This is a genomic window from Paenibacillus sp. YPG26 (assembly GCF_023704175.1).
GTDB lineage: Bacteria > Bacillota > Bacilli > Paenibacillales > Paenibacillaceae > Fontibacillus.
In genome coordinates, this window is record NZ_CP084530.1 from 3,131,434 (window position 1) to 3,147,430 (window position 15,997).

The window sequence follows — 15,997 nt, forward strand, 5'->3', positions numbered from 1 at the left end:
CGGGACAGCTCTGAAAAAGAAGAACAAGGCTTCCGACTCGGCAAGTACCGAACCAGGGCAAGCCTCCCTTGAGGCAGTGTCATAATTGATCCAAAACCCACAAAATTAGTCGAAATTCCAGGCTTAAAAGCGCGATAAAACTCGAATTGTCAATATAATCCTCCTTTTCTATCAATTTATTACCTTGTTTATCCAGACAAATCTCTTTAGACTATGGGTGTAAACGTTTGCACTTTGGAGCTATCACACGTGTGAGTCTCCCGTCCCTTTTGTCTTGTGGGATTTGTTGTCCGCCAGTCGTGTCACATCTGTAGAATTTGGTTCAAACCAAGGTTCAAATTAAGAGGAGGATGATCTATTTGCACGTTACAAAAGCATTAATGAAACGAGGTTATTTATTTACTTTAATCTTCACGTTAATTTTTTCGAGTTTCCTTACTCCCTTCACGAACACAGCGAGAGCTGAAGTAGCGAATGACTTCCAAGCTTATGTCATGGCTCCGCTGACCAAGATTAATGACTGGAACGCGTTCAAGAACCAACTCAAAACTCTTAAAGACAGCGGAGTCTACGCTCTAACTACCGATGTATGGTGGGGAGATGTAGAAGCTGCAGGCGACAATCAGTTCGACTGGAGCTACTACAAAAAGTATGCGGATGCAGTAAGCGCATCGGGCCTCAAATGGGTTCCTATCCTATCCACTCATACTTGTGGCGGAAATCCCGGAGATGATTGCAATATTCCGATTCCATCATGGCTATGGGGCAAGGGATCTGCTGATGAGATGAAATATAAGAGTGAGACCGGCTATGTCAACAACGAAGCCCTCTCACCTTTCTGGAGCGGCATCAACAAGCAGTACAACGAGCTGTACGCTTCTTTTGCCTCTAATTTCTCAAGCTACAAAGGTCTGATTGCCAAGATCTATCTTAGTGGCGGCGCATCCGGCGAACTTCGCTATCCGTCCTACTATCAGGCAGCAGGCTGGAGCTACCCGTCACGTGGTAAATTCCAAGTCTACACAGAAACTGCCAAGAATGCCTTCAGAACTGCAATGGTCAGCAAATACGGTTCATTAAGCGGAGTTAACCAGGCTTGGGGCCTTCAGCTGACAAGCGAAAGCCAAATCAATCCTCCTAGCGATGGAGACGCTTTCTATTCAACCGGCGGTTATAACACGACTTATGGTAAGGACTTCCTTGGCTGGTACCAAGGCGTTCTAGAGAATCACCTTGGTGTAATCGCACAAGCTGCACACAGCAATTTCGATTCCGTATTCGGTGTTCGCATCGGTGCGAAGATCTCCGGTATTCATTGGCAAATGACTAATCCTTCTGCTCCACATAGCGCCGAGCATGCCGCAGGTTACTATGATTACAGCAGAATTATTCAGAAATTCAAGGATAACGATCTTGATCTAACCTTTACCGCTCTGGAAATGCATGATGATGGCAGAGCACCAGCTTATTCGACACCATCCACGCTTGTGGACACCATCTCTTCCATAGCCAATGCCAAAGGCGTTCGCCTGAACGGAGAGAATGCGCTTCCGACAAGTGACTTCCAGAAGATCGAACAACAGATTACTAGATGGAATTATAACGGCTTCACACTGCTGCGTTTCGCCAACCTTGTGAACCCGGACGGTTCTCCTACCGGCAACCTTGAGGGTTACAAGAAGTATGTAATCAGCCATGCCAAGCCTATCGTGAACCCTGATGGGAACAAAGTAACGATCTATTACAAAAAAGGCTTCAATACTCCTTACCTGCACTACCGCCCAGCTGGCGGAGCATGGACTACAGCACCGGGTAAAGCTATTACGGATGCTGCAGCTCCTTACACAGGATATGGAAAAATCACAGTTGATATTGGATCAGCTACTCAATTAGAAGCTGCTTTTAATAATGGCAGCGGAACTTGGGACAGTAACAACTCGAAGAACTACATCTTCAATACAGGCACTTTTACTTTCACACCGGGCGCGGATGGAGCTCCTGGCACCATTGCAGCCGGAGAACCGGTTGTGAAACCAGATGATACCGAGTCCAATGTCACTATCTACTACAAAAAAGGCTTCACCAATCCTTACATCCACTACCGCCAGGAAGGTGGAACGTGGACTACGGCTCCAGGTACAGCAATGGCCAATGCCGAAGCTGCATACCCTGGATATGCCAAGATTACTTTGCCACTAGGATCGGCAAGCCGCATCGAAGCTGCTTTCAACAATGGCAGCGGAACTTGGGACAGCAACAACATGAAGAACTACTTCTTCAGCAAGGGAACCTTCACTTTCACACCTGGCGCTGACGGAGCCCCTGGCACCATTGCAGCTGGAGAACCGGTTGTGAAACCAGATGATACTGAGTCGAATGTTACCATTTACTACAAAAAAGGCTTTACTAATCCGTATATCCACTACCGCCAGGAAGGCGGAACGTGGACTACGGCTCCGGGTACCGCAATGGGCAACGCCGAAGCGGCTTACCCTGGATACGCCAAGATCACCCTGCCTCTTGGGTCAGCAAGCCGCATCGAAGCCGCGTTCAACAACGGCAGCGGAACTTGGGACAGCAACAACATGAAGAACTATTTCTTCAGTAAAGGGACTTTCACTTACACGCCAGGCGCTAATGGAGCTACAGGTACCATTGCAGCCGGAGCACCGGAAATTGTCGGTGATGACGGTTCAACCGCTACCATCTATTACAAAAAGGGCTTCAATACGCCTTACATTCACTATCGTGCTGAAGGAGGAACCTGGACTACATCTCCAGGTTCCGCTATGGCCGATGCCGAAGCTACTTACCCGGGTTATGCCAAGATCACCATTCCTCTTGGAACAGCAAGCCGCGTTGAAGCTGCATTCAACAACGGCAGCGGAACTTGGGACAGCAACAATATGAAGAACTACTTCTTCAGCAAAGGAACTTCTACTTACACGCCAGGCGCTAACGGAGCTGCCGGCACAATCACATCTGGGGTGCCTTCCAAGGACCCAGGCAATACTGGAGCAACAGATTGGAGCAAACAAAGCATTTACTTCATCATGACTGACCGCTTCAGCAATGGAGACACCTCGAATGACAACGCATATGGCATTGCCTCCAACAAGAGCGACCCTAAGAAATGGCATGGCGGAGACTTCCAAGGAATTATTAATCAGCTGGATTACATCAAGAACATGGGTTTCACCGCTATCTGGATTACACCAGTAACAGCACAAAAAAGTGAGTATGCTTATCACGGCTACCACACTTACGACTTCTACTCTGTAGATGGTCACCTGGGTACAATGGAGAAGCTGAAAGAGCTTGTGGACACAGCGCACAGCAAGCAGATTTCGGTTATGCTCGATGTGGTTCCGAATCACACGGGTGACTTCCAGCCGTATAACGGAACAGCCAAAGCTCCATTCAACAATCCGGACTGGTACCACCACAACGGAGAGATCACTAAGTCGGATTACGAGAAGAACGACCAATGGAAGATTGAGAATGGAGATGTAGCAGGTCTGGACGATCTGAATCATGAGAATCCAGCAGTTGTCAATGAACTGAAGAACTGGGTAAAATGGATTCTTGCCGAAACGAAGATCGATGGTCTGCGTGTGGATACGGCTAAACATATGCCAAAATGGTTCCTCAAAGAATTTGATGCTGCAGCCAACACATTTACAATGGGTGAAATATTCGAAGGCAGTTCAAGCAAGGTTGGAGACTACTCCAACTATCTTGATGCGGTAATCGACTTCCCGATGTATTACACGATTAGAGACGTGTTCGGGCAAGACCAATCTACAACCAAGATCAAGGACCGTTACACTGAAGATGGCAACTACCGTGATGCCAAGCTTAACGGGATCTTCCTGGACAATCATGACGTGAAGCGGTTCCTGAATGAAGCTTCCGGCAATCCTAGCAACCGTTCAGACAAATGGCCACAACTGAAAGCCGCACTTGGCTTCGTATTAACTTCACGCGGTATTCCAATCGTCTACCAAGGTACTGAGCTAGGTTACAGCGGTGGAGACGATCCAGCTAACCGTGAAGATGTTGCGCCTAACGCGAATCATGAGCTGTACAAATACATTGCCAAGCTTAACGCCGTGCGCAACAGCCACCCGGCTCTGCAAAATGGTTCCCAAAAAGAAAAGCTCGCTGACGGCGCATTCTACAGCTACCAGCGCTCCAAAGACGGAGACGAGGTTGTTGTCATCATCAACAACTCCTGGAACACAGCAACTCGCACCGTATCAGGCATTGAGAACCTTGCCAATGGAACCAGCCTGAAGAATCAACTGGGTACGGATTCCGTACAGGTCAACAACGGTTCGGTTAACATTACGTTGGGACCAAAAGAAGTAAAAATTCTTGCGAAGGCTAGCTAATTAGGAGAGGTTCCTCCCCTCCTTCTAGCGGAATAACCAGAGATGCAATATAGGATTTAAGCTATTTCTAGCATCAGCCCCCATCCAGTTTCGGATGGGGGCTGATGTATTTTTATATAAGCTTGTACAAAGATAAACTTGACGTAGGGACTAGAAATATCTATGATGGGACAACCGTAGTACCCTGAGCAGGCTATGCCCATAACGTATGGGTTAGCGGTTTCAATAACTTCCCTATCCGTGACGATTCGCCCGTCTACAGTATTTGGCCCCACTTAGTGCAGCCCGGTCAATAATTTCCCGAAATGGCAAGAATGCGTCTGAGCATAGCATACTTTCCGGAGTCCGAGTAAATATTCTCTTTCCTCAACAAGAATAAGCCTCTGAGGGACTTCCTCGTAGCACTCCTCCCAAGCTTGTTGGGGACAGTAAGACGTGGCAAAGCCACTTATCTATAACGTTATTTCTCACCGTAGGTGAGATCTGCGAGTGAAATTTCATGGTGAGTGTAGCTGGATGCTACCTTAAACACCAGTTCTCTACCTTCGAAGCAGCGAGCCTCGTACAGTGTATACGGTAATGCTGCCTGCTCCCACACCAAGTGTCTGCCGATCCTTAGCAAAACATACCGAATTGGACTGTGTATATTTTAATGTGATTGCTGCAATTAACAGATCTCTCTTTGCGGCGTCTGGAAGGTCTCTGTTCTCAGTTACGATATGGTCTAAAGTCTTCTCGGTAATGGCCATATTGTTTCTATCCTGAACCAGGTGAACCCCGAATAAAGTCCTCTCCTCTACTAGACCAGGCTCGTAATCGAGATCGATATCAATAATAAGGTATTTGCCGTTTTTCTTGGTCATGAGAATTTCTAGGGCAGCATCATCATAGGCAGGTGCCACTATCATATCGGAAATTTCTCTCTTCAGTAATTTAGCAGTAGAAAGATCCACTAGATCACTTAGTGCCGCACAGGCCCCGAAGGAGGAGATGCGATCGTTTCCCCTTGCCCTCGCATAGGCGACAGCCAGAGGTGACAGCTCCATACCGGCGACCCCAAAAGCCTTAGCCAGTTCAGCTCAGCGGGCTATACACAGCCGCTCTAGCAGGACTTACGTGCTTGAAAGAGGCTGCTGCAGGTTCCCCTATGGCTAATCTGAGCTCTCTTACAAGCTGATAAGCGTTAAGTGCATCGAGTAAGTTAATTTAGCTTGGCTCCATTAAGAATCCTGTAAGGTAGCTTACCAGGCGATGTGACTTTTGCATTGCCTTGATTCGGATTAATCCCATACCGCATTTTGATTTCTTCCATTTGTCCTTCACCCTATCATAGCAAATAAAAAAAGTGTTTGATTAGATCAAACACTTTGCCCAGGCGAACGGCTTATATATCCATGTGCTCCCCCGTGGTCGTCCACGTTTACTCGCCAGTAGCACACGGTAACAGTCTTGTTTACAAGATTTATTTTACCAAATATCCCTATGGGATCAAGGTATCCTATACGATGACCAGACTGTTGGACAATCTCAGGCCTGGTTCATTTTTGGTTTTCTTTTCAGATACCAGATAAGGATGAGAATCAGAACAAGAAGCACAAAGCCAAGCAGCAAATACTTATGAATGGCTTCTGTAACAGCCAACCAATGCTTGCTCAGGTATTTTCCCAGCGTGATAAAAGTGAACGCCCATAGTATCGCTCCGGGTGCAGCATATGAGAGGAATGTACGGTAACGCCATCCGCTGATCCCGGTAAAATACGCCGTGAGATGACGAACACCAGGTATGAAATAGCCCAGCGTGAGCGCAAACTTGCCAAATTTCTTGAACCAGCGCCGGGTATGATCAAGCTTCTCCTTCGTAATCCGAATCTTACGGCCATGCTTCTCAAGCAGCGGATACCCAAACTTCCGCCCAATGAAGTAACTAACGCTCATTCCCGCAAAGCTGCCCACCACCGCGACCAGCAGGGTCAGGATATAAGACAGCCTCCCCTAGGAGATCAGGTATCCCGAATAGGTCATCAGGACTTCGTCCGGTATGGGCAGCCCGACAATCCCAAGGGCCAAGGCTCCAAAGATACCGATATAACCATAATGTGCAATGAGATAAAAGATTTTGTCTTGGAGCATCTGGATGGACTCCTTCTTGATGCCATCAACTTGGCATGTTGGTTAGGTGTGAAAGTGAGGGAGAGAAATGGGTTTACTCCTCTTCTTTATTTTAACCAATTCTTTGTTGGAGTTTTCGGGGTGCTTGTTCGAGGTCCCAAGAAGTGAAGGAATTGTTTTTGAAACTCGTTGAGAATTCAGTACAAGTCCGTAAAATCATTGGAAATACGCTCTCTCGATTCCAAATCTTTTCATCATGTCGCAATCTCCCCATAATTTTTGGAACTAATTGGTAGGTGGCTAGTCTTTAAAACATGACCTTCCCGTTGTGAACAGTTCAGTTACGTTCAGACATTATAAAGTCCCACCTTCTCTCCAATTAGTTGCGATGACTTTTTAATAGATTGCCTTCTCAATGTCTATATCGAGGTATGGTATTGTTCAGTTGCGTTGGATTGTGAAAAATAGAAGAAAAACAAACATAACAAAAAACAGGTCAATCATAGTGGTATTTGACCATAATCGACCTGTTTAATGTTTCGGCATAGCGTTATTTAGATTATAAAAGTAAACCATTAACGTGCGTACAGCGATTTCGAGAAATCTTTATACGGTATTACATGGGGTTGATGTGTTATTAGTTGATGCTGGATTCATTCGGCACTAGGTCCCCCCTGAAAAGGAGCCCAACAACAACGACCACAGGAATATATTCTAAGTAGTACTGTCGTACCCGCCTTTTCTAGGCAATACATCTTCAAAGTCACACGCAGCAACAGCCTTATAGCCACTGTTCCATAGATTAGTAAGCAGTCCCGAGATGCATAATATATAAGCACTTGATTCTGTTTCTTCACTAGGTTCAATCTCAAGATAGTATCTCGAATATAAAAAACCGTCAGGTCTTTGTGTTCGTTTCGTTTCGTTAAAGTCATCATTTTTCAACAAATCAATACTACATTGCTTGTTTGAAACACTCCATCTTTCTAATGTTCCATCTACACTCTCCGAGACACAAGAGACGACTTCTTCCCTGCTACAGTCTGTATCAATGAATATTTTGCAAAATAAATCAATATTATTAAGAAGCATATTATCACCTCAATTTTATTTTAGTCGAATATATGGACCATTGTCGAAAGACCCTCCAGACTTAATTATTGAAATATCCACATCAATTCCAAGTTCCTGTTGTAGTTGTTTTCTAAAACTACTAAGTCCTGCCTCACCAGCTTGAATTTTTCCAGTTTTAATTGCATGAAGCATAGTTTTCTCTTTAGCTGAGCCCCGATTTGGCGTCCCAAACCGCTGTTTAACTAACTCATCAAATTTTTCAGGAGATACCCTGACAGCAAAGTCAATATCAGAATCGACACGTGCTGTTCCGTTTGCCCTACTTCCTTGAACTAGAATATCATTGCTAATTGAGCCAAGTTTTTGTCTTATTTTCGAGGATATGCTTTTAAATTGTTTTGATGTAAGTCCTTGAGGAATTGTAAGTTTTCCGGCACTCTTAGGTTTACCTCCTGCTCCAGCACTTGTCTCTAAAGCTCCCGAATAAACAAACTTACCAGAAGTGCCTGATACTTTGGTACCTACCGGAAAATATTCTCCTAATGAATAGTTTGAAGCCTGTCTTACTGCATCATTAATTGTTAAATCAAATCTAGCGAAATGGAAGTTACTGTACAATGAACTTATTGTATTTGAAGCAGATTTATAATTTACATGAAGAAGCTTAAGATCATTTTCCGATACTTTTCCATTGTTCAAATTCATAAAATCATAGAGTGCCAATCCCTGAGGTATTGAGGTTATTTGTCCTGCCTTAGCTGCTTGTGAGAGAAATATCTTTTCCTTATTACCAAAGTTGTAGTTCACAGCAACATGTGTAATCAATTCAGCACGATGCTTACTATCTACGAACTCCATCTGAGTTGATACCTCGAGATCAGTTCTTCCAAGTGTGGTTGTCTTACCATCCTTTGATACAGTTAAATTATTTTTTTTAAGAACATCATTCCATGTATTTTTATTAAAATCTCCTTTTCCCGCCAAAGAAACAGCTGTATTAATTATATTCTCTACATTTGCATACATCAACGGGGTAACATCCACTCTTTTTGCTGCTGCACTTCTTCTTAAATCTTCCGCTGATTTTTCAATAGACCGTCTATCTTTATCTGTTGTTGCCTTAAAGTATGCACTCGTTAAGGCAATTAGTTGGGCCTGAACCGTAACATTTGTAATGTTCTTATCTGACTCTTTCCAGTGCCCTGTTGGATCACTGTACATAATAGGCTCATTACTAACATATGAATATAGATTAAGCGACAGTGGATCATTAGCTTCCCCAAGATACGTATCCTCACTTATAAACCTGGCGATACTTGGATCATAATACCTTGCGTTCAGGTAATAAAGCTTGCTCTCTTCATCATATTGATAGCCTGCGTATCTTACGGAATTCTTCACATTTCCTGTGGTCTGCGCGATATTTCCGAAAGCATCGTAATAATAAGAAGCTTTAACTTCTCCCGAATCATTAACCAAGGCCGTAACATCAGCATGTCCGTTATACAAATACGAGTATTTCTCGTCTCCGACTTTTCGGGTAAGCAGATTCGTACCATACAAATTGAACGCAGTTTGTTTGCCCGATTCGTCCGTCTCTAGAACAACCTTATCTGACTCATAGACGTACTGGCTGGTCACACCATTTGAGATTTTCTTCGTTCTTAATCCATCGCCGTTGTACTCGTAGGTCACTGTTCCCTCGCCTGTACTCGATTTGGATAATTGGTTCCACACGTCATACTCATAGGCAGCGGTACCTGATACGATATTGTCTATCCGTGGATTCTCGTTTTTTTGCCCATAGACGAATATTCCGAAGGTCGGATCTGTTGGCTTCTGTGGATCAATCTTCTTGATGATCTCAGTGCTCTTGTTAATCAAGTTCCCGTTATTATCATACTTATAATTAACGAGCTGCGTACTTCCTTGAGAAGTCAATTCCCTCGTCGCCGTTAAACGGTTCTGATTATTGTACTCATACTGGGTTGTCTTGACGGAAGATGAATCTTTCACCTTCTCTTCAATCCGGTTCCCTGCTGCATCAAAGCTATATGTGGTTTGTTTCCCGCCCGGCTCAAGAACGGTCTGTAACCGGCTCAGGGCATCATAAGTATAGGTGGTCTTCCCTTTATTTACACCATTAATCAATTCTTCCTTGGAGAGCTGGTTTCCCGCCGCATCATAGGCGTAAGTATAAGAATCCATCAAGGCCGTTCCCTTAAAGTTCTTTAACGTACTTACATGATTCGTTAGCGTATAGGTATACTCTTCCTTAATACCGCTAGAATACACCACCGACTTACGTGATCCATCGTTATAGTACGTGTACGAAATAGCAGGATCGTTATTTGCCTTGACCTCAACCAGTCGGTTCGTCTTGTCGTACACTTTGCGGGTAACATTACCTTTGACATCGGTGGTTACTTCAGCTCGGAAGCCTTGGGTTAATCCCATAGTGTCATCATATTGATACGTATTTGTCCCAAGCTTCGGTACCGACTTGGTTATTGTCCGGTTTAGCTCGTCATAGGTTCGAATCGTTGTTCCCGTCTTATCAGATACCGTCAAAGGGTTGTCATTGTTGTCATAGGTGTACGAGACTTGACGACCTTGTACAGGACTTGAAGTCAGAGATGGACCGTCCACGGTACGGGACAACTGCCGCTCATGAACATCATAGCTGTATGATGTAGTATTCCCATTTCGGTCTGTCTTCGTTTTCATGGAGCCATTGGCAAAATACGTATAACTCTCGATTTGATCGGCTTGATACGCTATCTTGCCGTTCTTAACTTGAAGACCACCAGGGTCAATTCGACGAACCAGTAAGTCTGCTGCGTTGTATTCAAACGTGCTTACGTGACCATTTCCGTTCGTCTGAGTGAGCTTATTACCAATGAGATCGTACGTATATGAGGTGACTTCATCCAGCGCATTCGTCACACGACTCAGTCGACCTAGGTAATCATAGTCGTAACGTGTGGTATTTCCGTTCCCATCGGTAACGGCGGTCTTATTCCCGAGTAGATCATATTTGGTAGCTGACGTATTCCCTTCTGGGTCCACTGTGGTGGTAAGAAGAGTATTCATATCATAAGTAAATGAAGTCACCCGGTTAAGCGCATCCCATGCCCGTACTTGGGTATCATTAAGATTATACTCAAGCTTCTGTACAGATACACCGCTTGCGTCTTTACGTTCGATTAGCCGGTTCTTATCATCATAAATTAATGTGCCTGTATTTCCGAGCCAATTCGTCTCAGTTAGCTTATTACCGTTAGCATCATAGGTGTATTTGGTTGCATGAACCTTTACTCCAGCTTTTATGTTGGTAACCGAATCCCGTTCCTCGATAACCCGGTTAAGTCCATCATATACATTCTCGTGAATATTTCCGTTCCCATCGGTCTCAAATCGCTTGTTCCCATTGAGATCGTACGCTACCTTTGTCGTGATAGCACTTGAGCCATCCACTGCCTGCTCGGTCGAGCTAATTTGATGGTCTAAAGCGTCATATTCATTGAGACTCACCTTGCCAGCCGAATCGGCTTCTTTGGCAAGGCGACCCATCGTATCATACTGCCTTTGAACCGTATATTCGGATACCGTATCGTCTCCAGATGAAGTTATGCTACGGATCATTCCCATAGCATTATATGAGTAAAGCGTCTTATTTCCATTAGCATCGGTGTCACTCAGCGGTCGGCCAGCCCAGTCATAGGAATGGGTCTCCAAGGTCTGCTCCGGCGAAGTGATCGATTTCTTCACAGCCAAAGATAGGACTTTATTAGCGTCATCGAACGTAGTTAAATTTACGACACCGTTCACATTTGTTTCTGATATCTTTCTTCCCAGACCATCATATCCATACGATACAGATGTCTTTAGCCCGCGATCCTTAGCAATAGGGTTAAGCTGAGAAGCAAGGAGATTCGCCGCGTTGTAATTGTTGATTAGTCCGTACCCGGATTGGATCTTTGCCGCACTGGTTGTCCCTACTCCCGCTGCATACCCTTCTCCATCCAGCTCCTTGGTCACATTGCCATTTTCGTCGTACAGGTAAGCCTTGGCGACCTTCTCCGTCCATTCTGTCGTCCAAGTAAACGAAGGACTGAGTTTCTGCTCATTGAACTTCTCCGTAATGAGCTTTGTGCGGCTCATATTGTCATACGTATATTCCGTACGGCTAAGTTCTTTCCATGATTTTGAGGCGTTATAGTTCTTCGGAGAGATCTCCGCAATTTTCCGGTCAGCTTTATCATATACATATAAAGTTACACCACCAAGGGCGTTGGTTTGTTTAGCAAGCAGCCCTTTCTCATTGTATTCATTCTGGGTCTTGTTCCCTCTCGCATCGAAAGAAACTAGCGGTTTACCCTGCCAGTCATACGTGGTTGACGTCTTGGCTAACGCAGGGTTACCCTGTTCATCGATTGATGGCAATTTTGTTGCGATCGGATGGTTCAGGGCATCATAGGTGACTTCGGAACGAACGCCGTCCGGCGTGGTAACGGCAACTGGATTGCCGTTCAAGTCATATTCCGTTATAGTCTCAAGTGCCACCTGATCATCACGTGATGAAGGTGCCGGATACAGATCGGCTTTACCCACAAAGTGCTTTTCGGATACGGGCTTGCCTTGGTCATTATACGCATACTCGGTGACCATAGATTCTGTGGCTGAGGTATATACCTCTTTGCGAATCGTATTCCCTTCTTCATCGTATTTGAGCAAGGTCTTGCTGCCGCTGCTGTTCGTGGTCAGCGTAATATGATCGTTACCATCATATTGAGATTTCGTGACGATCTTCCGATCTTCCAGTGGCTTCGCAAATAAAGCTACCGGATCTTTCCCGGCACTCTCTGCGATCTTGCGATCTGCCCGGTCATACGTCGTTCCTTTGTACATGTACTTCGCTCCATCGAGCGGAGTCCAAGTATTAGTAAGCCGGTTCAGCCCGTCATAGGCAAAATAGCTTGTATTCCCTCTCGCATCGGTCACCGAGCGGGTAAGTCCATTAGGTTCATACACTGTTGCGACAGAATTCCCATCCGGATTCTGCCGTTCTACTTCTTTCCCTTGATCATCATAGGTCCATATGGTAATCGCTGTATCCGTACTGTTTAAGTACTTCGTCTCCTTCTTCTGGGTCTTCCCATTGTCTAAGACCTTGTACGTATAGTCGGCCAACACATCCGGAACGGCCTGTGGGTTAGCTTTGAAAGAAATCTTGCTCACCCGGTTCATCACATCATATTGATAGACATAAACCGATTGGTTCGGCCGGGTCTCTGTCAATTTGTTGCCGTAGATATCGTAGGTATAAGAAGTTTCGTTGCCTAGGGCATCGATCTCTTTTTGGACATTGCCCGTAGGGTAATAGGTATACCGGGTTCCTATAGTGGCATCCCGATAATCATCGGTCGGCGTACTATCATTTAGTCCATCTTTATCTGAAGCATACTGCATCGGATCGATTTTTTGGATTAACCGCTGCTGATTGTCATAGACAAACCTGTTTGTTTCCCCTTCGCTTTGAACAGACCGAATCACATGTCCATTATTATCGTAAGTATAGTCAGTCCGGTATCCTGCTGGGGAAATTTGAATCGTGTTCCACCCCAGGACATTGTACGTCAGCGTAGTGACATTGCCTTCCGGGTCTGTAGCGGTTGCTTTATTCCCGTATTTATCATACGTATAGGCAGTCGTGTTCCCTTCAGGATCGGTTTCACTCTTAAGAATTCCACTGGCTTTAATTCCCAGCTTTTGTACTTCTGCTGGAGAATAATAGACATAAGCCGTTATAGCAAACTTCGCCGGATCAGAGGAAGCCGTGTAAGCATCGGTTCCATTCAGCGGCTGGACCTTCTTGAGAAGCAAGGCTTTAGCCGTATCGTAGACGTAGTACGTCATTTTCCCGGATTCGTCTTTCTCGGAGACCAGGTTGTTCTTGTCATCATAGACATATTCACTAAAGCTGCCATCCGGATTTACGGTTTTGGTAATGTTACCGTTACCGTCCCTTGTATATTGTGTCTTGTTCCCATTCCGGTCCGTGACGACCTTCTCTTCCCCAAATTTGTTGAAGCCGTTGGCATCGTTATAGTACTCCACCAGCGTCACACGGCCTTCCGGATCCTGCGACTTCGTCACAAACATCGCGGTATCGTACCATTTCACGAGTGTACGTCCATTAATGTCCTTCACGGTTGTCATCCGATTAGTCGTGTCATACTTGAACGTCTGTACATTGCCAAGTCCATTGGTGTACTGGCTTACCTTATGGGGGCCTGTTCCTGCGCTGTGATCATATAAGATGGCTTCCATCACATTTTGGTTATTGTCCAGCAGTTTGCTCAGATACCCGTAGGTATCATAACTATAGTTACTAATGATATTCCCTTCCGGATCTGTCACGGTGGATAACCGATTAGATGCATCATAGGTATATTTAACCGTGCGGTTCATCGGATCGTTAAGGGTTGTGATATATCCAGATGCGTTGTAAGCAACAGTATAAATACGCCCTACCGTATCGGTAATTTTCTGTACTTTACCCGCAGAGTCCACCTCAATTTTCACCGTGTTTCCGTTCCGGTCTTGCATGGATACCAAGTATCCTGCCGTGCTAAAAATATATCTATATTGATCTGTTGTCGTAAGCACATGCGTACCATCCGCCTGCTTGACAAGCGTACTGTGGGAGTCGTTCGCAGTATACGTACTGTCTGCATTCTTCACGAAAACTACGGCCGTTCCTTTCGGCAACTTGGCTACTTTCAAGGTAGTATTCGTTGTATCATCCTTCAAATTCCCTTCGAATCCAAACGTCCAGCCTCTTCCCATCGTGCTAGAAGTACGGTCATCTTTGGAATTATAGGTCCGGGTAAAATCGATGCTAAATCCCGGCGCGGTCACAGACATATCCGTGATCGATTTAGAGTAATTCCCTGTGGTCACCGATACGCCTTCTTCTCCATAATGAATCTGCTCTTGAAGTGAAGGAGCAATAGTGGTGGCCAAGGTAACGACCATGTCACCTTTTCCCGTGGACGTAGAAGGCTTGGTCGGCGTACTTGGCTTAGACGCATCCGTCTTCGTTTCGGTCGCCTTAAGCGCTTTGGCCGCATTGAGAAGGCCTGCTGTTGCTGTCTTCCCTTCTAGCATTTGTAGAGATGTCGTGCTTGATTTCATACGCTGCGCCAGCTGTTCAACTGTCAAATCCGCAAATTGGCTCTTCACCAAGGAAGCTACTCCCGTCGCCATAGCCGCAGCCATCGAGGTTCCACTCAAGTAGCCGTATTCGCCACTAGGCAGGGTACTCAGAATCCCGACTCCTGGCGCCGCAAAATCAACGGCTGCGCCATAGTTGGAGGTAGAGGAAAGATTCCCTTGGTTATCGATCGCCCCCACCGAGAGCACATTAGCTAGGGAGTATGCCGCAGGATACACCGGATTCTTGGTGGTATCCTGTCCGTTATTTCCTGCTGCGCAAACAAACAACATATCACTCTGCTTGATCGCTTCTTCTAGTGCCGGATTGGCTTCCGCCCCTCCAAAGCTCGCATTTATCACTTTAACGCCCATTTGCTTGGCATACTCGATCGCTTCAATCGCATCCGAGGTATAACCGCTAGTTCCGCTGATAAACTTCAGCGGGAGGAGCGTTACTTTTGGAGCCGTCTCCGCAATAATCCCCGCAACATGTGTACCATGCTTATCCTCGCTGGCATTGTCGTACACGATCCCGTCGTGATTCGCGAAATCCCAGCCGTGAACGTCGTCCACGTATCCATTCCCGTCATCGTCAATTCCGTTGTCTGGTGTTTCTCCACCATTGATAAAGATTTGGGATTTCAAATCCGGATGACTGATGTCAACGCCGGTATCAAGGACACCCACCACGGTAGATGCTGCACCTTGGGTAATGTTCCAGGCATCTTTAATTTTGATATCGATCCCGGGCTCTCCCGTTTGGTACGCGATTTGCTGCCCTGTATTGGACAATCCCCACAGCTCATCAAACCGATCATCCAGTGGCGTGGCAGTAATGTTTAATTTATAATCCGGCTGTGCAAACTGAACATTGGGATCCTTTTTCAGTTCGGCAATCGTCTGTGTAACATCATCATTGTCACCGACTTCAAGCACTTCGACATTGGAGCGGCGGAGCTTAACTTTAGTATCGAGTTTCCCTAGCTTCAATTTGGTTTTTAGTTCCTTTTTGCTTGTTACCGATTTCTCATTGTTCTTGTATTTGACCAAAATTTGTTTGTGATGCTTCGGCGCCTCTTGAACCGAGCTTGTATCTGGCTTCGCTTGTACCGATCCCATGCTGGTATAGAGCATGCTGGTTAGCACGGAGGTGATGGTGAATAGATGAAATGCTCTTGCTAATAACTTCTTCATAGGTT

General features: G+C 45.5%; 5 protein-coding genes and 1 riboswitch. Of the genes, 1 reads left to right on the forward strand and 4 read right to left on the reverse strand.

Going from position 1 to position 15,997, the window contains the following annotated elements; translation table 11 throughout:
• Positions 1–359 precede the first annotated feature (359 nt).
• The gene (locus LDO05_RS14895) at positions 360–4,394 is read left to right on the forward strand and encodes a family 14 glycosylhydrolase (protein ID WP_251376148.1); all 4,035 of its coding nucleotides are present in this window, start codon (positions 360–362) and stop codon (positions 4,392–4,394) included.
• 539 nt (positions 4,395–4,933) lie between these two features.
• On the opposite strand, the gene LDO05_RS14900 is transcribed toward LDO05_RS14895, so the two are convergent.
• From LDO05_RS14900 to LDO05_RS14915, 4 genes are all read right to left on the reverse strand, one after another.
• The gene (locus LDO05_RS14900) at positions 4,934–5,440 is read right to left on the reverse strand and encodes a hypothetical protein (RefSeq protein WP_251376149.1); all 507 of its coding nucleotides are present in this window, start codon (positions 5,438–5,440) and stop codon (positions 4,934–4,936) included.
• 316 nt (positions 5,441–5,756) lie between these two features.
• Positions 5,757–5,839, reverse strand: a riboswitch (ZMP/ZTP riboswitch).
• 82 nt (positions 5,840–5,921) lie between these two features.
• Positions 5,922–6,380 (reverse strand): DedA family protein, encoded by a 459-nt coding sequence (locus tag LDO05_RS14905; RefSeq protein WP_346657650.1) that lies wholly within the window; start codon positions 6,378–6,380, stop codon positions 5,922–5,924.
• A gap of 6 nt (positions 6,381–6,386) precedes the next feature.
• Positions 6,387–6,524 (reverse strand): hypothetical protein, encoded by a 138-nt coding sequence (locus tag LDO05_RS14910; RefSeq protein ID WP_251376151.1) that lies wholly within the window; start codon positions 6,522–6,524, stop codon positions 6,387–6,389.
• Positions 6,525–7,610: 1,086 nt separating this feature from the next.
• Positions 7,611–15,992, reverse strand: coding sequence for a S8 family serine peptidase (locus LDO05_RS14915; protein WP_251376152.1), 8,382 nt, complete (start codon positions 15,990–15,992; stop codon positions 7,611–7,613).
• Between the last annotated feature and the right edge of the window lie 5 nt (positions 15,993–15,997).